Source organism: Spirosoma luteolum (genome assembly GCF_054778875.1).
The window spans coordinates 531238-551905 of record NZ_BAAGZE010000008.1; the positions used below are offsets into that span (position 1 = coordinate 531238).

Annotated in this window: 15 protein-coding genes and 1 pseudogene; 8 read left to right on the plus strand and 8 right to left on the minus strand. The window is 59.0% G+C overall.

Annotation, left to right across the window (positions count from 1 at the left end; translation table 11 throughout):
* Position 1 precedes the first annotated feature (1 nt).
* The 3 genes from ACYVAC_RS16085 to ACYVAC_RS16095 form a co-directional block, all read right to left on the minus strand.
* The gene (locus ACYVAC_RS16085; RefSeq protein ID WP_461098769.1) at positions 2-667 is read right to left on the minus strand and encodes a Uma2 family endonuclease; all 666 of its coding nucleotides are present in this window, start codon (positions 665-667) and stop codon (positions 2-4) included.
* A 36-nt stretch (positions 668-703) separates the two neighbouring features.
* On the minus strand, positions 704-2839 hold the full coding sequence (gene scpA, locus ACYVAC_RS16090; protein WP_461098770.1) for a methylmalonyl-CoA mutase: 2136 nt from the start codon (positions 2837-2839) through the stop codon (positions 704-706).
* Positions 2840-2936: 97 nt separating this feature from the next.
* Positions 2937-4280, minus strand: a complete 1344-nt coding sequence (locus tag ACYVAC_RS16095) for a methylmalonyl-CoA mutase family protein (protein WP_461098771.1) — start codon at positions 4278-4280, stop codon at positions 2937-2939.
* 271 nt (positions 4281-4551) lie between these two features.
* Between ACYVAC_RS16095 and dnaA the strand changes: the two genes are divergently transcribed.
* Together dnaA and ACYVAC_RS16105 are read left to right on the plus strand one after the other, a co-directional pair.
* On the plus strand, positions 4552-5961 hold the full coding sequence (gene dnaA, locus ACYVAC_RS16100) for a chromosomal replication initiator protein DnaA (protein ID WP_461098772.1): 1410 nt from the start codon (positions 4552-4554) through the stop codon (positions 5959-5961).
* A gap of 64 nt (positions 5962-6025) precedes the next feature.
* Positions 6026-7009, plus strand: coding sequence for a GNAT family N-acetyltransferase (locus ACYVAC_RS16105; protein WP_461098773.1), 984 nt, complete (start codon positions 6026-6028; stop codon positions 7007-7009).
* A gap of 13 nt (positions 7010-7022) precedes the next feature.
* Here ACYVAC_RS16105 and ACYVAC_RS16110 read toward each other — a convergent pair whose 3' ends face one another.
* Positions 7023-8255, minus strand: coding sequence for a DUF2264 domain-containing protein (locus ACYVAC_RS16110; RefSeq protein WP_461098774.1), 1233 nt, complete (start codon positions 8253-8255; stop codon positions 7023-7025).
* 195 nt (positions 8256-8450) lie between these two features.
* Here ACYVAC_RS16110 and ACYVAC_RS16115 point away from each other — a divergent pair, with 195 nt between their 5' ends.
* Positions 8451-8645 carry a hypothetical protein gene (locus ACYVAC_RS16115; protein WP_461098775.1) on the plus strand — a complete coding sequence of 65 codons (195 nt, stop codon included), beginning with the start codon at positions 8451-8453 and terminating at the stop codon, positions 8643-8645.
* 3 nt (positions 8646-8648) lie between these two features.
* Here ACYVAC_RS16115 and ACYVAC_RS16120 read toward each other — a convergent pair whose 3' ends face one another.
* Entirely contained in the window at positions 8649-9416 is a 768-nt protein-coding gene (locus ACYVAC_RS16120; RefSeq protein WP_461098776.1) for a tyrosine-protein phosphatase, read from the minus strand.
* Positions 9417-9597: 181 nt separating this feature from the next.
* On the opposite strand from ACYVAC_RS16120, the gene ACYVAC_RS16125 reads away from it, so the two are divergent.
* The 3 genes from ACYVAC_RS16125 to ACYVAC_RS16135 all read left to right on the plus strand — a co-directional run bounded on the left by ACYVAC_RS16125 (position 9598) and on the right by ACYVAC_RS16135 (position 12070).
* Positions 9598-10569: an NAD-dependent epimerase/dehydratase family protein gene (locus ACYVAC_RS16125; RefSeq protein ID WP_461098777.1), complete on the plus strand. Its 972-nt coding sequence runs from the start codon at positions 9598-9600 to the stop codon at positions 10567-10569.
* Between the two features lie 181 nt (positions 10570-10750).
* Complete coding sequence (locus ACYVAC_RS16130) at positions 10751-11044, plus strand: hypothetical protein (protein WP_461098778.1); 294 nt, start codon at positions 10751-10753, stop codon at positions 11042-11044.
* Positions 11045-11452: 408 nt separating this feature from the next.
* On the plus strand, positions 11453-12070 hold the full coding sequence (locus ACYVAC_RS16135) for a hypothetical protein (RefSeq protein WP_461098779.1): 618 nt from the start codon (positions 11453-11455) through the stop codon (positions 12068-12070).
* Between the two features lie 7 nt (positions 12071-12077).
* Here ACYVAC_RS16135 and ACYVAC_RS16140 read toward each other — a convergent pair whose 3' ends face one another.
* Positions 12078-12728 carry a response regulator transcription factor gene (locus tag ACYVAC_RS16140; RefSeq protein ID WP_461098780.1) on the minus strand — a complete coding sequence of 217 codons (651 nt, stop codon included), beginning with the start codon at positions 12726-12728 and terminating at the stop codon, positions 12078-12080.
* A 528-nt stretch (positions 12729-13256) separates the two neighbouring features.
* On the opposite strand from ACYVAC_RS16140, the gene ACYVAC_RS16145 reads away from it, so the two are divergent.
* Positions 13257-13811 carry a fasciclin domain-containing protein gene (locus ACYVAC_RS16145; protein WP_461098781.1) on the plus strand — a complete coding sequence of 185 codons (555 nt, stop codon included), beginning with the start codon at positions 13257-13259 and terminating at the stop codon, positions 13809-13811.
* 81 nt (positions 13812-13892) lie between these two features.
* Here the strand turns inward: ACYVAC_RS16145 and metH are convergent, their stop codons facing one another.
* Positions 13893-17696 carry a methionine synthase gene (metH, locus tag ACYVAC_RS16150; RefSeq protein ID WP_461098782.1) on the minus strand — a complete coding sequence of 1268 codons (3804 nt, stop codon included), beginning with the start codon at positions 17694-17696 and terminating at the stop codon, positions 13893-13895.
* A 228-nt stretch (positions 17697-17924) separates the two neighbouring features.
* On the opposite strand from metH, the gene ACYVAC_RS16155 reads away from it, so the two are divergent.
* The gene (locus ACYVAC_RS16155; RefSeq protein WP_461098783.1) at positions 17925-18800 is read left to right on the plus strand and encodes a Ppx/GppA phosphatase family protein; all 876 of its coding nucleotides are present in this window, start codon (positions 17925-17927) and stop codon (positions 18798-18800) included.
* A gap of 78 nt (positions 18801-18878) precedes the next feature.
* Here the strand turns inward: ACYVAC_RS16155 and ACYVAC_RS16160 are convergent.
* Positions 18879-20668, minus strand: a pseudogene (locus ACYVAC_RS16160) (hypothetical protein); the annotation flags it as partial.

The window sequence follows — 20668 nt, forward strand, 5'->3', positions numbered from 1 at the left end:
GCTACCGGCTCAGCAGGGTACGCATGGCCTGACTGTTGGCTTCTTTCTCGAAAATGGCCCGCACCGGAATCTGAAACCCGGGCAGGGTGCGGGCCTCGATCGTGTCGTCGATGTGAAAACTGCCGACCGCGTCGAACGCCATAAAATCCCGATCGAGGCTGAACTGCTCAACAGTCTGGCGCGTCGGGTCGATCAGCCAGTATTCGCGCACGCCGTGGGCCGCGTAATCGTCGAATTTGATACCCCGGTCCCGTTTGAGCGTGCTTTTCGACAGCACTTCCACGATCAGATCGGGGGCCGGGTGCTGCATCATATCCGCATCGAACGTATCGGCAATCTCCTTACGCCAGTAGCAACTATCGGGTTCATAGTCGTTTCGGGTCAGGCTTACCAGCGCTTTCTCCGTATCGACTTCGCCCAGGTCATGAAGCTGCGAGTACAGCCGTAGCAGCATGGTGAGGTTAGCGCTGGCGCGCAAATGCCTGCGCTTGACCGGCGAATGCATGATGACCTGCCCGTTGATAAATTCAGCCTTCACGTCGTCCTGCAGCCACTCGTAAAAGTCATGGCGCTTCTTCTTTTCTTCATTCAGAAGCGCCTGCACCTGATCGACAATCAGTTGCGCGTCGGGCGCATCCAGTAGTTTTCTTACCAGTGAGCGGTTCATCGTACGACGTATAGGGCGCTGCCGGGAAAATTACCGCTACGCCAGTTCCTGCATCAGTTCGTTCAGGATTTTCTGGGCGGCAATCGAGATCACGGTGCCGGGACCAAACACGCCTTTCACGCCCGCATCGTAGAGAAACTGGTAGTCGCCGGCCGGGATAACGCCCCCGGCAATCACCATGATATCGCCCCGGTCGATGGCCTTGAGTTCGGCGATGAGTTGGGGAACCAGCGTTTTGTGACCAGCCGCCAGACTCGATACGCCCACAATGTGCACGTCGTTTTCGGCGGCCTGCCGCGCCACTTCGGCCGGGGTCTGGAACAGCGGCCCCATGTCGACATCGAAGCCCAGGTCGGCAAAACTCGTGGCAATGATTTTAGCACCCCGGTCGTGACCATCCTGCCCCATTTTGGCTACCAGCAGGCGGGGTCGGCGCCCGTCGAGTTCGGCAAAGCGGTCGCTTAGTTCGCGGGCAATCCGGAAGTTTTCATCGTCCGACACCTCGGCCGAGTACACGCCCGATACAGCCCGGATGGTAGCTTTGTGCCGACCGAATACGGTTTCGAGCGCATCGGAGATTTCGCCTAGGGTGGCGCGGTGGCGGGCCGCCGTAACGGCCAGCGCCAGCAGGTTGGTGTTATCGGCCCCGCCCGACTGCCGGGCAGCCTCGGTCAGAGCCGCCAGAGCCGCATCGACGGCACGCTGGTCGCGCGTGGCCTTCACCTGCTGCAGCCGGTTGACCTGCGACTCGCGCACAGCCTGGTTGTCGATGTCGAGCAGCTCGATTTCGGTTTCGGTGGTGGGCCGGTAGCGGTTTACCCCCACGATTATATCTTTGCCGGCGTCGATGCGGGCCTGTTTGCGGGCCGCAGCCTCCTCGATGCGGAGTTTGGGCAGCCCTGTATCGATGGCTTTGGTCATCCCGCCCAGCTCCTCCACCTCTTCGATAAGTGCCCAGGCTTTGCCGGCCAGCTGGTCGGTCAGGTAATCGACGTAGTACGACCCACCCCACGGATCGACGGCGCGGGTAATGTCGGTTTCGTGCTGCAGGTACAGCTGCGTGTTGCGGGCAATGCGGGCCGAAAAATCGGTGGGCAGGGCAATGGCCTCGTCGAGCGAGTTGGTGTGCAGGCTCTGGGTACCGCCCAGTGCGGCCGCCATGGCTTCGATGGTGGTGCGGGCTACGTTGTTGAACGGGTCTTGTTCGGTGAGGCTGTAGCCCGATGTCTGGCAGTGGGTACGCAGCGCCAGCGACTTCGGGTTTTTGGGCGCAAAGCCCTGCACCAGCCGCGCCCAGAGCAGCCGACCGGCCCGCAGCTTGGCGATTTCCATGAAGTGGTTCATGCCGATACCCCAGAAAAACGAAAGCCGGGGCGCAAACGCGTCGATGCTCATACCCGCCCGCAAACCCGTCCGGATGTACTCGAGGCCGTCGGCCAGCGTGTAAGCCAGTTCGATGTGGGCCGGGGCACCCGCTTCGTGCATGTGGTAGCCACTGATGCTGATCGAGTTGAAGCGGGGCATGTGTCGGCTGGTATAGGCAAAAATATCGCCCACAATCCGCATCGACGGTTCGGGCGGATAGATATAGGTGTTACGCACCATGAACTCCTTCAGAATATCGTTCTGAATGGTGCCCGACAGCTGCGCGGGGGCAACGCCCTGCTCTTCGGCGGCCACGATGTAGAACGCCATCACGGGCAGAACGGCCCCGTTCATGGTCATCGACACCGACATCTGGTCGAGCGGAATCTGGTCGAACAGCCGCTTCATATCTTCGACGGTGTCGATGGCAACACCCGCTTTACCGACATCGCCCACCACACGCGGGTGGTCGGAGTCGTAGCCGCGGTGGGTGGCCAGGTCGAACGCAACCGACAGCCCTTTCTGACCAGCAGCCAGGTTGCGCCGGTAGAACGCATTGGAGGCTTCGGCGGTGGAAAAACCCGCGTACTGCCGGATAGTCCAGGGCTGCCGCACGTACATGCTGGCGTAGGGACCGCGCAGATAAGGCGGGATACCGGCCTGCCCAGGCATCGACTCGCCGGCGTCGGCGCGGGTAAAGTGGGGTTTCAGCGCAATGCCTTCGGCCGTTGTAAAGGGCCGGGCCGCCGGGCTGGCGACCCCGGGTGTAGGGGGCAATGGGCGAACGCGGGAAAAATCAGGTTTCATACCAACCAGTGGTTTTGTCGATTCAGTGTGGCCGGCGTTGACCACCGGCCCGAGTTACTTGGTATGGCCCACCGGGCCGATGGCGCGGTCCTGGCGCTTATTCAAACAGGGCCGCCAGCCGCCGGTCGGGCAGCAGCGCGTCTGGCTGGGCCGGGGCCGGAGCCAGTTCGCTTTCGTCGTGGCGAAATTTCGTAACGCCCACCAGCACCTGTCCGTTGCGGACGGCCTCGACCTTCGCTTTCCACGACGCATCGAGCTGCTCGGTTACCCACCCGCTCGCCACCGCCGGCAGCAAACCGCCCGCAGCTTCGATGGTCTGAAGCATTGTCCACGCCCGGTCCACCAGTTCGTTGGTCAGGTGTTCAATATAGTACGATCCGGCGGCCGGGTCGGCCACCTTGTCGAGGTAGCTTTCGTCGCGCAGCAGCACCGACACGTTGCGGGCCAGCCGCTCGCTGAAGGCCGAGGGGGCCGTCAATACCGTGTCGAAGGGCTGCACCGTCAGCGCGTCGGCCCCGCCCATCACCGCAGCCATAGCCTCGGTAGTGGCCCGCAGCAGGTTGGTGTTGACCGTGGCGCGGGCGGCATAGAAGCGGGATGTCTGCGCGTGCACGAAAGCCGCCGGAGCTTCCAGCCCATAGCAGCTAATCAGCCGCTGCCACAGCACCCGCAAGGCCCGCAGCTTGGCCATTTCCAGAAAATAACTGGTGCCAACCGAGACCGACAGGGCAGTACTGGCCACCAGCTCGGCGATAGGTACACCCGCTTCGGTCAGCCCATCGTATTGCGTTACCAGACCGGCCAGCAGCAGCGCCAGCTCCTGAGTAGCCGTGGCGCCGGCATTATGAAAAACGTGGCTGCTGGCACACACCGCCCGGAACTGGGGCGACCCGGCGGTTTGCCGAACAGCGGTCTGCACCGGTGTCCAGTCGATGGCTTCGGTCCGGCCCTGCCCAATGGCTTCGGCAATAGGATCGTGCAGCAGACCGCCCCGCCACTGGTAGGGCGCTACCGACGCCAGAGCCGCCACCAGCTGGTCGGGCGTAGCTGTCCGGAAAAAGACGGGATGGTCGCTTAGTTTGATGCCGTTGAGCAGCCGCGTCAGCAGCGCTCCGTCGACCGGACCCGGCAAATCGAGCAACAGGGCATCGGCCCCGCTGGCCAGCGCCTGCACCAGAGCGGCATTGGCCGTCCGGGCGTCGTCGATCCGATAGTCGGGCGTATTGAGCCAGCCGGGGTTCATGCGCTGCGCCCCCTGCAGGGCAGCCAGCGGCAGTTGGGCAACCGAATCGACCGTGTAGTAGGGCGCTACCGTAAACCCCTCCGGCGAGGCCCACTGCAGCTGCTCGTCGGCCCGTTCGTCTTTCAGTTCAGTTCGTACCTGTTGCTGCCAGGCCGCGAGGCTGGCGGGCGGAAACGAAGGGATCGGTAAGGGAGTCATAACAGCGTTTGAGACAAAGTAGGGTAAAAGTAGCATTTTCTCTTTTTGATGACACCATAGCCTCCGCAGGCAGCAGGAGCCGGTTGGCGTTGCATTATTCGAAGGGCTTTGCCGACGGCATTGCGTGGGGTGCCGAATAGCGGTATTTTCGTTTTTGGCGGGCATCCCCAACCGGTCGGGCCAGATATTTCCCTACATTTGTCTCCCTTTTTCAGCGATACCCCCCACATAACTGTCAGTACTACCCGTGAATGGAACCCCGCAACCCGGCATGCAACGCGAAGTAACAACGGTCTGGAACCGCTGTCTCGCCGTTATCCGGGAGGCTGTTCCAGAACAAAGTTTCAACACCTGGTTCGAACCCATTGTGCCGCTCCGGCTCAACGGTAAGATCCTGACCATCCAGGTGCCGAGCGAGTTTTTTTACGAATGGCTCGAAGAAAACTTTGTACACGCCTTACGCAAAGCCCTCGATACGGCCATTGGCCGGGAAGGGCAGCTAGAGTACTCGATCATCGTCGATAAGGGAAACGAACAGAACCGCCCCCTCACGGTCAACGTACCAACGACCAAGACACCACAGACGGCCAAGCCCGACAACGTCAACCCCGACATTCTGAAGAGCCCGTTCCAGCTCAAAGACCTCGACTCGCTGACGCTCGACTCCTACCTCAACCCGAGCTACACGTTCGACAATTACGTGGAAGGCGACTGCAACCGGCTGGCGCGGTCGGCGGGCTACGCGGTGGCCGAGCGGCCGGGCGTCACCTCGTTCAACCCGCTCATGATCTACGGCGGGGTGGGTCTGGGCAAAACGCACCTGGTACAGGCCATCGGCAACTACATCAAGAATAACAACCAGAGCAAGTTTGTGCTCTACGTAACGTCGGAGAAATTTACCAACCAGTTTCTCAACGCGGTGCGCTCCGACGGTATTCGCGACTTCACGGCCTTCTACATGCAGGTCGATGTGCTGGTGATCGACGATGTGCAGTTTCTGCAGAAGAAAGAGAAAACGCAGGAGATTTTCTTCCACATCTTCAACCACCTGCACCAGTCGGGCAAGCAGATCATTATGACCTCCGACCGGGCGCCCCGGGCGCTCGATGGGCTCGAAGACCGGTTGCTCTCGCGGTTCAAGTGGGGGCTTTCGGCCGATCTGCAGACGCCCGATCTGGAAACGCGTATCGCCATCATCCAGAAAAAACTGCAGGCCGAAGGCATCTACATCGACGATACCGTGATCGAGTACCTGGCCCACAGCGTCAACACCAACGTGCGGGAGCTTGAGGGCGTCATTGTGTCGCTGATGGCACAGGCCTCGCTCAACCGGCGCGAAATCGACCTCGAACTGGCCAAATACACGCTTCGCAACATTGTGGTCGACTCCGAGCGCGAAATCACCATCGATTCGGTGCAGGAAGCCGTGGCCGACTTTTTCGGCGTCACCGTGGCCGATCTCAAGGCCAAAAGCCGCAAACGCGAACTGGTGCATCCGCGGCAGGTGGCCATGTATCTGGCGAAGGAAAAAACCGACCTGTCGCTCAAATCGATCGGCTATCATTTTGGCGGCCGCGATCACAGCACCGTTATTCACGCTGTCCAGACAATCAGCGACCTGGTATCGCGCCCGTCGGAAACGCGCGAAGCCGTTGAAAAACTGAAGGCACTCTTCAAGTAAGGCCCGCCCCGCGCCGGGTTGCGGCTATACCGGGCCGCCAGTCGGCCGGCGCACCGTTCTGCTTATGGCTCTACCGCTGACCCTTGTTGACCGAGCCGACCTCGACACCGGGGCCTGGAATGCCTGCGTAGATCAGTCGGCCACGCCCCTGCTCTACGGTTATGCGTGGTACCTCGATGCCGTGCTGCCCGCCCCCCACTGGCGCTGGCAGGCGGTCGTGCTGACCGACGCTGCCGGGGCCTACAGGGCCGTTATGCCCGTGCCGCTCCGACGCCGGCTGGGGCGCTGGGTGGTCTACCAGCCCTTTTTCTGCCCCATGCTGGCGGTGTTCAGCACCGATTCTACGATTGATACATCGGCGTTCGTAGCGGCCGTGGTCGCTCGCTATCGGTACGGCGCCCGGCTGTCGCTGCACCACTGCCCGCCCGACCTGCCGGCCGCCGTTACCCGACAAACGCGCTACACACAGGTCCTCGACCTGTCGGCTGGCTACGAGGCTCTGCTGGCCGGCTACACGCGCGACCGGCACCTGAACCTCCGCCGGGCCCGGCAGGCAGACTGGACGCTGGCTGACCAGACCGACCCCGAACCGCTGCTGGCGCTGTTTCGGCAACACCACGCCGACACCATCCGGGGGGGCGTGGCCGACTGGGCCTACACCATGCTGCGCACCCTGATTGAGGCCCTGCAGCAGCGCGGCCTGGCCACGCTCCGTTACGCCTGCCAGCATGGCCGGCCCGAAGCGGGTGTACTGATCGCCCACAGCGCCGGTCGGCTCGTGTATCTGTTCAACGCGGCTTCGGAAACAGGCCGGCGCGGCAATGCCCGCACGCTGCTGCTCGATACGGTGATTCGGGAATCGGCCGGACAACCCGCCCTGTTCGACTTCGAAAGCCCCGAAAAAAAGTCGATCGTCGATTTTTACCGCAGCTTCGGCCCTGTCGACGAGCCGTACGACATGCTTCACTGGAATCGGCTGACCCGACTCGAAACGAGCCTAAACTGGCTGCGGCACCGGCTCCGGGCGTTGTGGTATGTACGCAGCTGATACCAGCCACGCATCAGCCCCGAATGGCGTGATCGACGGGCACATCCCCTCCCGACCAGATCTTGCGGGCTGTCCAGTCCTGCGCCGGGTCGCTCCAGAAGGGATCGGTTTCGGGAAGGCCCAAAGGCAGAAAACCGACTGAACAAAGATACAGACTGCCCGTCGAGATGTAGGTTTCGCCAAGGGCAGGCTGATGCCCGCAAAGGCCGATTTGCAGCCAGCCGGCCCGGTCATAGGTGCCGGGCGCATCCATCGTGCGACGGATTACGGCCGTGAGGGCGCTGCGCACCTGCGCCGGCGGCAGCTCGGCCGGGAGGTTATGCTGTAGCGCCATCTGTCCCAGCAACTGAAACGCCCCGCACCGGTACGCCAGCGACCGCCCGATGGCGGCAAACGACCCATCAGGACTGATGAGCCGCTCCTGTACGGCTGCATACCGCTGGCCGCGGGTACGCAGGGTGGCGAGCAGGGCAGGGTCTTCGGCTTTGGCCGCCACCAGCGTCTGCACCACATCGATCAGCATCGGCTGAATGACGTAGCTGTTGTAATAATCCCAGTGGAAATCGGGCCCATCGCCGTAAACGCCATCGCCCTTGTACCAGCTCAGGTGCTGTTTGATGGCGTAGTCCATCCGCATCAGATCGCCCGAACCAGTAAACCTGAGCAGGGCCGCTTCGATAATGGCACTGAACAGCAGCCAGTTGCTGTAGCCCGGCTTGATAACCCGGCTGCTCTGCAGGGCCTTCACCAGATTGGTCTGCACCGGGGCCGGCAACTGCTGCCACAACTGCTCGGGTGCCCGCAGCAGTGCATGGGCCAGAAACGCCGTATCGACGACGGGCTGCCCCCCTTTGGTAAAGTTCATAAAGTCGGGAGAGGCCGGGTCAACAGCCTGCGCCAGCGCGGCCCGGCTCAGGTCGCGGTAACGCTGCTGCAGCGGCTGCTCAGCGGCCGACGCCGGGTGTTCGAGCCAGGGGGCCAACCCCGCCAGCGACCGGCCCAGTGCTTCGAGGTGCGACACCTCGGCCCGCCCTGCCCGCGCCCCGGCCGCCGACTCGATGGGCATGGTAGCCCGGAGCTGCCCCGCCTGCAGGGCATTCAGCACCGGATCGAGTGTACGGAGCAGCGTTTGCCGCCAGTAAGTCCGGTCGCTGACAGCCGGTGCCCTGACGATGGATTCGGCCGTGGCCGGAACGGATAAAAACGGGAATGCCGACAAAAAGCGGCCGAACGAACGACGGTTCATAAACGAGCGAATGGGCGTTGCCGGAGAAAGCTGCGGGCATCGCCAATCTAACTGCTCACTGCCGGCGCCATGCTCCCGGCTAAGCGCCGGTTTCTTAAAATTGGTTAAAAAGCGCCCTGGAAGGCTTTTTTCAGACACCGGCGGCCCGGACAAGGACGTTGACAAAGCAACACCTGACTTAAACAGACCTCTCCTATGACCGCTCGCCCCACGCCCAATCCGGCCCTGCCCCGCGTCGATCTCACGACACTGCTGTCCGTTTCATCAGACGATTTCTACGGTCAGCTGCAGCAACTACAGAACGATATTGGCCCGGTTGAAACGCTCCGCCCACCCCAGCCGGCCGGATACCGCTCTGAGAAACGACAGGCGCAGCGCACACGTCAATAAAACTTACAGCAGGGATTCGTTGCGGAGGGTCTGCTTCCGGAGCAGTTCGAAATCGGGCGCCGACAGGGCCGCTTCCATCGCGTTGAAATCGCCGGGGCGGTGCAGGTCGCTCCCGATAAAGTCGATCCACTCCTTACGCAGCAGCTGCCGCGCCTGCTGCTGGGCGCGTTCGCCGTAGCGGCCCGCCAGCGACATCCAGTTCAGCTGAAACAAACAGCCGTTTTCATGGAGCATGGGCAGCAGCGTGGTGTCGTCGTAGAGGTACGAATAGCGCTCGGGGTGAGCCAGCACGGCGGTGTAGCCACGGGTCTGCAGCCGAAACAGCAGATCGTCGAGCTGACGCGGAGCAGCCGCCCAGCCCAGTTCGATCAGCAGGTAGCGCTCAGGGCCAAACGTCAGCAGATCATCCTGACTGATCAGGTCGGGAAAAAACTCATCGAGCATATACTCGGCCGCCACTTCGACCCGGATCGGTACACCATGTGCATCGGCCAGCGCCTGCAGGGTAGCCTGCCCGGCCCGCAGTGTTGCCGACGAGTTGGGGTACCAGTCGCGGCTGACATGGGGAGTCGTAATTACCTTTTCGATGCCCCACTCCGCAAATTTTTGCAGGCACAGGAGTGAATCATCCAGCGAGGCAACGCCATCATCGACAGCCGGCAGCAAGTGGGAGTGCATATCGACCCGCCAGAAACAGGCGTCGGCCGGAACAACAGGCGCTACCGTTTGAAAGGGGTTGATCGCCTGCCGAATTGTTTGCCAAAGGCTCATAATTTGTTACTATCTTGACATACTATGTACCGCTGCGTATATCAGTAGTCAAAGTTACTACCTTTCTACGTAAAACTGTTGGACACAACACCCGCAGAACCGTACTTAGTTGTACAGATTAGGCCACGGTAAGGCTACTGCATAACGTGCAAAGACCGTTTCCTGTTTTTCTCAACGCCACATGACGATTCTCCTGACGGGTGCCGCCGGTTTTATCGGCTCTCACCTGACCGAACACCTGCTTTCCCTCGGCCACACCCTCATTGGACTCGATAATTTCGATGACCAGTATGCGCCGGCTATCAAGGAAGCTAATCTTCAGCTGGCTCGTTTACACCCTTCGTTTCATCTGGTACGGGGCGATGTGCGCGACCGGCCCCTGCTCAACCGCCTGTTCCGCCACTATCCGATTGAGGCTGTCATCCACCTGGCGGCCCGGACCGGGGTGCGCGCGTCGGTACATGAGCCAGGGCTGTGCCTCGACGTCAATATAAACGGTACGCTTACCCTGCTCGAAGCGATGCGGGCAGCGGGTGTCGGCCAACTGGTGCTGGCCTCCTCCTCGTCAGTCTACGGCGACTCCGACCGCCTGCCGTTCCGCGAAGATGACCCCGCCGACCAGCCCCTCTCCCCCTACGCCCAGTCGAAGCGGGCGGCCGAACTGCTGGCGCACACCTACCACCACCTCTACGGATTTTCGGTGAGCTGCCTGCGCTTCTTCACCGTATATGGTCCCCGACAGCGGCCAGAAATGGCCATCAGCCAGTTTACGGCCAATCTGTACCGGGCTCGCCCCATTACGCTCTATGGCGATGGCACTACCGCCCGTAACTACACTTACATCGACGATACCGTGGCGGGCATTCGGCTGGCACTCGACAAGCCCGACGGATTCCGCATTCTGAACATTGGCGGCCCTTCGTCGGTCAGTCTGATTCAGCTGGTGCGGTTGCTGGAGGAAACAACCGGCCGCCCCGCCCGCATCGACTGGCAGGCGGCTCAGCCCGGCGACGTACAGTATACGGCTGCCGATCTGGAGCAATCTTTTTCAACAATTTGTTATAAACCCAATGTGACGATACGAGAAGGCATCAGTCAATATATTACATGGTTTCGGTCAGCAGTTGAGCCTGTTAGGACTGAGTTCCCGTAGTAAGGTAACGCAGTAGTGTAGTGGTTGGCCAGTAATCATGTAGTTTGTTTATCCATCTATCTGATTCGTAAACATCTGTTTGTTTTTTTACATGAGTACATATACTCATATAATCAAAATAAACGCATGTTTGATACACCGTAAATACACTTAGTACTAAACTCCCTACTCGATCAAGCCGATGCTAACCTATCTCACTGTACACAACAACGGAATCACGACAACGTTTCAGCCAACGTCGACCCTGTCGGCTGCCCGGGCTCACCTGGTGGATCTGCTGGATACAGGGGCTGCAAAAGCCAACGACGTGTTGTCTATCGTTGAGATGCCAAACGATCGGGTTGTTTACTACAATGCCACGCACAACAGTTACGACAGCATTTACGCCGTCAAAAAGAAGCGCACTAATTTTCTGCAGGATCTGATCAGCACGATTCAACACGTAGTCGGTCAGACGCAGTACACCGTTCGATAGCTTACCGGAAGCGATACACCACCGATATACGAAAAAGCCCTCGCAGCGCGCTGTGAGGGTTTTTTCGTATGCCGACATGGCCATAAACGAGATAAGGTTACCAATACAGACTATGTTGCCTACGCCGAATCTACCGCTCAGACATAGGCACAAATCGGCATCGAAACAAAAGCAAAAAATCAGCTACATATGATATCGCAAATTACAGTAGATGAGCATCTGTATAGATTTTAATTATATTTTTTTTGCTATTCGTATAATTTAACCTATACACTTATAAAAATGGACAAAAACTTGTACATGGTCAGCATACTGACCGATTCTTCGGCACATCGACGTATTCCGGGCGGTCGCTGAAGGCTGTTGCTTACCTGGTTTCATTTGCCATTGACTCCGATTCCGATATTCATGAAGCTTCTGGTGCTGAATAAACTATTGACTGGTGGCGAATGGCAACTCGTTGATACATGCGGAGATTGCCATGTGTATCTGTTACAGGGACAGACAAGCTCCGGCCGATTGCTGGTGTTACCCACCACCAGTACAGCATCGGTTCCCGTAGGCACGTATCAGTCCATTATCCGGTTTGGCCGGCAACGGCATACGGTCAAACCCTGGATCGATTCGCTAATCCGACGGGGTACGGTAAAGGTTATTCTGGAAAAAGACGTCAATCTGTTCTGGGGCCGGATCGAGGTACCCGGCTTTTCGGCCACCCTGCAGGGCTCGGGTCCCGACGATATTATTGCCCGTTTTCGGGTGCTGCTCCGCAACCTGATTAGTGAAGACGATACAACCCGCCAGCTCGATCAGCTGGTGTACCAGCCTGTTTACGACCTGACGGCTACCTGGCAGCTGTTTCGGGAGATCAAAACGGGGTATCTGGGCGATCTGTCGGGGCTGGATCAGGATACTCTGGCCCAGTTTATGAACGGAAAAGCGTATCCATCGGCCGAACAGGCGCAACGGCTCGAAACAGCCCTGCAGGAACTGGGTCGGCAACTCCTGCAGCTGTCTATCCGCTAAGCGGGGGCTACAGCGCAACGAGGCCTTTCTGCATCGCCTTGATTACCATGCCGACCCGTGATCGAACGCTCATCTTCTGAAAAACGACTTCCCGATAGCCGTCGACCGTGCGCGGGCTTACGCACATGCGATCGGCAATCTGGTTGTAGGTCAGCTCGCTGCAGGCCATGCGCAGAAAAGCGTATTCGCGTTTGTTGAGGTTGTAAGCCTGTTTGAGTGTGCTGGAGCCAGCTGGCTGCAGCTGACGCATCAGCTGGCTGGTCAGCAACTCCGAGTAATGGTACCCTTTGTTCATCACCTCGTCGAGTGCCTGCCGCAATTCGTACGACCGGCAGCCTTTCAGCAAAAAACCACGGGCCCCGTTGCACAGCATGCGCGGAATCTGGTCATCGTCGTCGGTCACTGCCAGGGCCAGCACCCGCACCGTGGGAAACTGGTCGCGCAGGGCGGCCACCGTTTCGGCCCCATCCATCTCGGGCGTACCTGGGCCGACCAGCGCAATGTCGGGGATTACCCTGCCCTGTCGGAGCAGTCGGAGCAGTTGGCGCCCATCAGACGCAACGGATAACACCTCGTAGCGATTGACTTGCTGAGTCAGATCAGCAAGGGCTTCGGCCACCAGCTGGTGGCTATCGGCCATGGCGATTGTAACGGGCATGGGAAGGTAGTTTGGAGGGTTACAGATAAGGTCGAAAGTACGCGTTCGAACGGGTTTGTCAAGCTATCCCCATCGAAGCCTAAGTATCTATTTATCAGACGGTATACGAACCAAAACGCACCCTAACAGGGTCATACTTACATGCCTTGCCAGACCAGGCCAGACGCACGGTACACGGGTGCTGTTCCGGGCGCCGATGCAGCCCAGACACTGGCTTCGATTCGAGCGCCCCCCGCCGGCCAATCGGTTTCTGAACGCAGGTTTGACTACCGGCCTTCACCGCTACCCGCCCACTCGCCTGCGCCCGCCTAACCCGGTTCGATCCCTGCCTGATCCGTACGGCTGGCATCCGTGCGGCCGGTAATTTTTCGCACTTTGTTCTACCAAGTCAATAGATTCAGCTCGGTAACGAATCAGAAAAAATAAATTCGATACGGCAATCCGGGCAACTTCACTTCGCCGTAAGTCTGACCGAAACAATTCAACTCAACGGTTCGTAAGACCACCAAACAAAACACAACACAAGCAATGAAGACATTCAAATTCGTATTCTCGCTGATTACCCTGCTGGCCGTTGGTCAGTTTGCCTTTGCTCAGGAAAAAACCGTTACGGTTGGTGGAGCGCCCATGTACCCCTCGAAAAACATCATCGAAAATGCGGTAAACTCGAAAGATCACACGACGCTGGTAGCTGCCGTAAAAGCAGCTGGTCTGGTTGAGACACTGTCGGGTCCCGGTCCGTTCACGGTATTTGCGCCTACCAATAGTGCCTTCGACAAACTGCCCAAAGGCACGGTTGAGACGCTGGTAAAACCCGAAAACAAGGAAACGCTGAGCGGTATCCTGACCTACCACGTAGTAGCCGGTAAAGTAAGCGCCCAGGACCTGATCAAAATGATTAAGGAAGGAAAAGGCAAAACGTCGGTTAAAACCGTACAGGGCGGTACGCTGATTGCCATGATGAAAGGCAATAAAGTACAGCTGATGGACGAAAAAGGCGGGGTTGCTACGGTAACGATTCCCGATGTAAACCAGTCGAACGGCGTGATTCACGTAATCGACACGGTTCTGATGCACAACTAAGCACCAGCAACGTTTATATAACTGAAAGCCCGGCCAAACGGCCGGGCTTTCGTTGTTTCAGGCTATCGCGGGCAACCGACGCTACGCGTCGTAGCTCAGCACAGGAGCCAGCCACTTCTCGATCTCGTCCTGCGGCTTGTTTTTGCGCAGTGCGTAGTCGTGAATCTGGTCTTTGTTAATCTTGCCCAGGGCAAAATAAGTCGATGCGGGGTGGGCAAAGTAGAACCCACTTACCGACGAGGCCGGGTACATGGCGTAGCTTTCGGTTAGTTCGATGCCGATCTGCTGCGCTCCCAGCAGGTCGAACAGGGTACCCTTTTCGGTGTGGTCGGGGCAGGCCGGATAGCCCGGCGCGGGCCGGATACCCTGGTAGGCTTCCTTGATCAGTTCGGTATTACTTAGTTTCTCGTCGGCGGCATAAGGCCAGAATTCCGTCCGAACGCGCTCGTGCATACGCTCGGCGAAGGCTTCGGCCAGCCGGTCGGCAATGGCTTTGAGCATGATACTGCCATAATCGTCGTGATCGCGCTCGTAGGCTTCGAGCAGTGGTTCGATACCGATACCGGCCGTAACGGCAAACGCCCCGATGTAATCGTCGTGGCCCGTTTCAAGGGGGGCCACAAAATCGGCCAGGCTGTAGTTGGGCAAACCCGGTGCTTTCTGGTTCTGCTGACGCAGAAAATGCAGCACCGTTTTGGTGTCGTAGACCAGTTCGCCCGCCGGGCTTACCGACGACTGGGCTTCGGCTCGCGAGATTTTGTATTCGATATGCTGGTGCGATCCGTGGCGTTCGCAGGCCACCTCCCGCACCTGGGTGTCGAAGTTGTGCAGAATCACATCGTCGTCGGTCGCGTTGGCGGGATAAAAGCCGACCACCGCCCGCGCTTTCAGTTTTTTGCCGGCCACGATCTCCTGCAGCAGCTTGTTGGCATCGGAAAACAGCTGCCGGGCTTCCGTACCTACAGTGGCATCGTCCAGAATGGCGGGGTACTTGCCGTGCAGCTGCCAAGTCTGGAAGAAGGGCGTCCAATCGATGTAGGGCACCAGTTCGGCAATATCGTAGTCCTCGAAATAGCGGTTGCCGAGGAACGTCGGCCGGGTAGGGGTAAACGTACTCCAGTCGATGGGCGTGCGGTTGGCGCGCGCCTGTTCGATGGTCAGCGATGCCTTCTCCTGCCGGCGCTTGGTGTGATCTTCGCGCAGCTTGACGTATTCAGCCTTGATGTCGTTGAAAATCTTGTCGCGCGTCCCATCGGTATCGCTCACCAGCCGGCCGGCTACCGGTACACTCCGGCTGGCATCGAGCACGTGGATCACCGGTCCCGAGTAATGGGGGTCGATTTTTACGGCCGTATGCATGCGCGAGGTGGTGGCCCCGCCAATGAGCAGCGGCAGGCTGAAACCCTGCCGTTCCATTTCCTTGGCCACGCCCACCATTTCGTCGAGCGATGGGGTAATCAGGCCACTCAGGCCAATGATATCGACCTGGTGTTCGCGGGCGGCATCCAGTATTTTCTGGGTCGGCACCATCACCCCGAGGTCGATAATCTCGTAGTTGTTACAGCCGAGCACCACGCCCACAATGTTTTTACCAATGTCGTGCACATCGCCCTTCACGGTTGCCAGCAGAATTTTACCGGCCGATGAGGAGCCCGTACCCGACTTTTCGGCTTCGATGAAGGGGGTCAGGTAAGCCACGGCTTTTTTCATCACCCGCGCCGATTTCACTACCTGGGGCAGAAACATTTTGCCGGCGCCAAACAGGTCGCCCACTACGTTCATCCCATCCATCAGCGGGCCTTCGATCACATCGAGCGGGCGGGCTACCTGCTGCCGGATCTCTTCGACATCCTGATCGATAAAATCGGTGATGCCTTTAATGAGGGCGTGTTTGAGCCGTTCGCGAACGGGTTCGAGCCGCCAGCTTTCGTCCTGCACCACCACTTTGCCCTTGGCCTTCACGGTTTCGGCAAAATCGACCAGGCGCTCGGTGGCGTCGGGCCGGCGGTTCAGAATTACGTCTTCGCAGCGCTCGAGCAGGTCTTTCGGAATGCTGTCGTACACTTCGAGCTGCCCGGCGTTGACGATACCCATGTCGAGGCCGGCCCGGATGGCGTGGTACAGAAAGACCGAGTGCATGGCCTCGCGCACCACATCGTTGCCCCGAAACGAGAACGAAATGTTCGACACTCCGCCACTTACCTTAGCCAGTGGCAGGTTTTCCTTGATCCAGCGCGTGGCGTTGATGAAGTCGACGGCGTAGTTGTTATGCTCCTCGATCCCCGTGGCCACGGTCAGGATGTTGGGATCGAAAATAATATCCTGGGGGGCAAAATGCACCTTGTCGACCAGGATGCGGTAGGCCCGCTCACAGATTTCGATCCGACGCTCAAACGAGTCGGCCTGTCCCGTTTCGTCGAAGGCCATCACCACAGCAGCCGCGCCATAGCGCCGAACCAGCTGGGCGCGTTCGATAAACGCTTCTTCGCCTTCCTTGAGCGAAATGGAGTTTACGATGGCTTTACCCTGCACGCACTTGAGCCCCGCTTCGATCACCTCCCACTTCGAGGAATCGACCATGATGGGCACCCGCGCAATATCGGGCTCCGATGCGATCAGGTTCAGGAAGGTGGTCATGGCTTCCACGGAGTCGAGCATACCCTCGTCCATGTTCACGTCGATGACCTGCGCGCCCCCTTCGACCTGCCCGCGGGCAATGCTCAGGGCTTCGTCGTAGTTGCCTTCCTTGATGAGCCGGGCAAACTTCTTCGACCCCGTTACGTTGGTGCGTTCGCCCACGTTGAGGAAGTTGGTCTGCTCGGTAATTTTGAGGGGCTCCAGCCCGCTCAGCTTCTGGTAGGGCTGCGCGGCTGGAATAACGCGGGGCGGGTATTTGGCCGCCACCTGCGCAATGGCCTGAATGTGGGCAGGCGTTGACCCACAGCAACCACCCACGATATTGACGAAACTGTTCTGAATAAAATCCTCGATCTGCGAGGCCATCATCTCGGGCGACTCGTCGTATTCGCCAAACTCGTTGGGCAGGCCGGCATTGGGATAAGCCGACGTAAAAAACGGCGATTCGCTGGCCAGCGTCTGGATATAGGGCCGCATGGGAGCCGCCCCAAGGGCACAGTTGAGCCCGATGCTAAGCAGCGGTAGGTGCGATACCGAGTAGAGAAAGGCTTCGGTAGTCTGCCCAGAGAGCGTGCGGCCGCTGGCATCGGTAATCGTACCCGACACCATGATGGGCAGCGGGTAGGCGCCTACGCCGGCCGGCGGAGTCGGGTGTTCAGTGAAGTACTTGTCGATGGCAAACAGCGCGGCCTTGGCATTGAGCGTATCGAAGATGGTTTCGACCAGCAGCAGATCGGCCCCACCGTCGACCAGGCCCCGCACCTGTTCGTAATAAGCGTCTACCAGATCGTCGAACGTAACGGCCCGATAGGCCGGGTTGTTCACGTCGGGCGAGAGGCTGGCGGTGCGGTTGGTTGGCCCCATGGCCCCGGCTACGTAGCGCGGCCGGTCGGGGTTTTGCCGGGTAAATTCGTCCGCTTCGAGTTTGGCAATCCGGGCCGACTCGTAGTTCAGTTCGTAGGCCAGTTCCTCCATGCGGTAGTCGGCCATGGCAATGGTCGTACTGCTGAAGGTGTTGGTTTCGATGATATCGGCCCCCGCTTCGAGATACTGCCGGTGAATGGCGCGAATCACGTCGGGTTTGGTAATCGACAGCAGGTCGTTGTTGCCTTTCAGGTCGTGGGGCCAGTTGGCGAAACGCTCACCCCGGTAGTCGGCTTCGGTGAGTTCGTACTGCTGGATCATTGATCCCATGGCGCCGTCGAGTACAAGAATGCGCTCGCGAAGTTGTTCGTAGATCGTTTTCAATGGAAACCGCGATTTAGTCAGGCTGTTGGTTGTATCAGGAACGCAGACAGGAACCGATACCACTCCAGGTTAATGCGTGCAGTGAGCGGAATGAAGAGGGGACTACAAAGATAGTCCGGCAAACCCTGATCGGCAAAAAACCGTTACTTTTGCGCTCATAGGGAACGAGCGGGATGGCGACACAGTACGCTGCCGCTCGTTCTTTTATTCACTCACTTACGATTGTTTATGAAACTGGCAGCCATCGATATCGGTTCCAATGCGGCTCGGCTGCAAATCTCGACTGTACTGCATAACGACAGCCTGGTAAGCTTCAAGAAAGTCGAATACGTTCGATTTCCGCTGCGCCTGGGCCACGATGTCTTTAATTTCGGTGAACTGACGCCCGAAAGCGAAGCCCGTACCACCAAGCTCATGCAGGTTTATAAACTGCTCATGGAACTGCATGAGGTAGAACATTACATGGCCTGTGCGACCTCGGCCATGCGTGAATCCTCGAATGGACACGAGGTGGCCAAACGCATCGAGGCCGCGACGGGTATCCACATTCACATCATCGACGGGCAGAAAGAAGCCCAGCTGATCAACGATGTAGTGGTACAGGCCCTCGACGAACAGCAGTATCTGCACATCGATGTGGGCGGTGGCAGCACTGAACTCAACATTTACCAGAACCGTACGAAGATCAATTCCAAATCGTTCAAGATTGGCTCGGTCCGGCTGCTGGAAGGGAAAGAAACGAAGGGTGCCTGGCGCAAAATGGAAGACTGGGTAACCGAAAACATCGATGCCAGCCAGCCGGTAACAGCCGTTGGTACCGGCGGTAACATCAGTAAGCTCTTTAATATGGCGGCCAAACTGAACGATGAGGATACGAGCCTCGACGAGATTGTGCGGATTCGCGATTACGTGGCCAGCTTCAGTCAGGAAGACCGGATCAACAAACTGCGGCTCAACGCCGACCGCGCCGATGTTATCGTGCCAGCCGCCGATATCTATATCTCGGTAATGCGATCGGCCAACGCCAGCCGCATCATTGTACCCGACCTTGGGCTTAAAGACGGTATTATCCAGACCGTTTATGCCAACATGAAGCGAAAATAGAGCAGGCCTTATCGTCAGCCAAACGGCCGCGGCCCCCATCCGTTGGGAGCCGCGGCCGTTTGGGTATCAACTCCTTGCCTATCGTCGGGCTTTGGTAATGACAAACGGTACACATTTGACCGGAGACGGGCAGTTGCAGGGAGCGTTAAACAACACAACCGACTGATCGGCAAAACAACCACTGGCGTTATACACCCGAACGGTGTAGGTCTGCGACGTGCCGGTTCGGCTTATATTTCGCACCACGACCCCATCGGCCGGTACGGGTTGCCCGGCACCGGTAAACTGACCCGTAGTCGACACTTCGAAGGTTTGGCCAGACACCGTGCCCAGCACCTGCACCTGTCCATCGGCGGCCGAGGTAGCCCCGGTACAGGTAGCCTCACGGGCCACGAGCGAGAAGCTGTCTGGTGCCGGCTCGACGGTACCCATAACTGATGTCGTGCTGAAACAGCCCGTTGCCGGATTCGTAACCACCACGGTGTAAACACCCGTGTTGGCCGTTGTGGCATTGGCGATCGTGACCAGGGCAGTGCTGGCCGTGAATCCATCAGGAGCCTGCCACTGATAAGTTGCATTGGGTGCGCTCGACGAAGCGGTCAGGGTCAGCGACTGACCGGCACAGACTGTACTGCCGGCAGCGATCAGGTCTGGCGCCGTTTTCTGTTGCTCGACAGTGACCAACCCGACAGTCGAGCAACCGTTGGTACTGGTGACGGTAACGCTGTAGGGTCCGGCCACGCTAACGTTGATACTGGTCGTTGTAGCCCCCGTGTTCCACAGATACATTGGGTTGGTGGCATTGCTGGCCGAAGCCGTCAGCGTGCCGCCTGGCTGCGCACAGGTAAGTGTCAGGTCGTTCAGCGCAACGGTAGGCGTAGCCGTATTGCTGATAACCGCTGTAGTGGCTACGCTACGGCTTCCGTTGCCACCCGTTACGGTCACGCTGTAGGGTCCGGCTGCGCTGACGCTGATACTGGCCGTGGTGGCCCCTGTACTCCACAGATACGTTGGGTTGGTAGCATTGCTGACCGAAGCCGTGAGCGTACCCGTTGGTTCTGAACAGGTCAGGGTCAGGCTGTTGATCGTCACGACGGGCGGTGCCATATCGGCCATGACGGTGGTACTGGCCACGGCCGAACAACCGTTACTGCTGGTGACGGTAACGCTGTAGGGTCCGGCTGCGCTGACACTAATACTGGCGGTGGTGGCGCCAGTGCTCCATAAGTAAGTGGGACTGGCAGCATTGCTCGCCGAGGCCGTGAGCGTGCCCGTTGACGCGGCTGTCGTCAGAGTCAGGCTGTTGATTGAAGCGGTCGGCGCGGCTACATCTGAGGTCACCGTCGTGCTGGCCACCGCCGTACAGCCATTAGCCGAGGTCACCGTCAAACTATACGTGCCGGCTGTGCTGGCGGTCGTCGTGGCCGTCGTAGCGCCATTGCTCCACAGGTAGCTCACCCCCGCCGTAGCCGTGCTGCTGAGCGTGACGCTGGTCAGCGTGCAGCTCAACGGACCGTTGTTGCTCACCGATACTGTCGGTGAAGCCACATCCGAAGTCACCGTCGTGCTGGCCACTGCCGAACAGCCGTTAGCCGAGGTTACTGTCAAACTATACGTGCCGGCCTGATTGACATTGGTGGTAGCGGTGGTAGCGCCGTTGCTCCAGCGGTAGCTCACCCCTGCCGTGGCCGTGCTGCTGAGCGTGACGCTGGTCAGCGTGCAGCTCAACGGACCGTTGTTGCTTACCGACACCGTCGGTGAAGCCACATCCGAAGTCACCGTCGTGCTGGCCACCGCCGAGCAGCCGTTAGCCGAGGTTACTGTCAAACTATACGTGCCGGCTGTGCTGGCGGTCGTCGTGGCCGTCG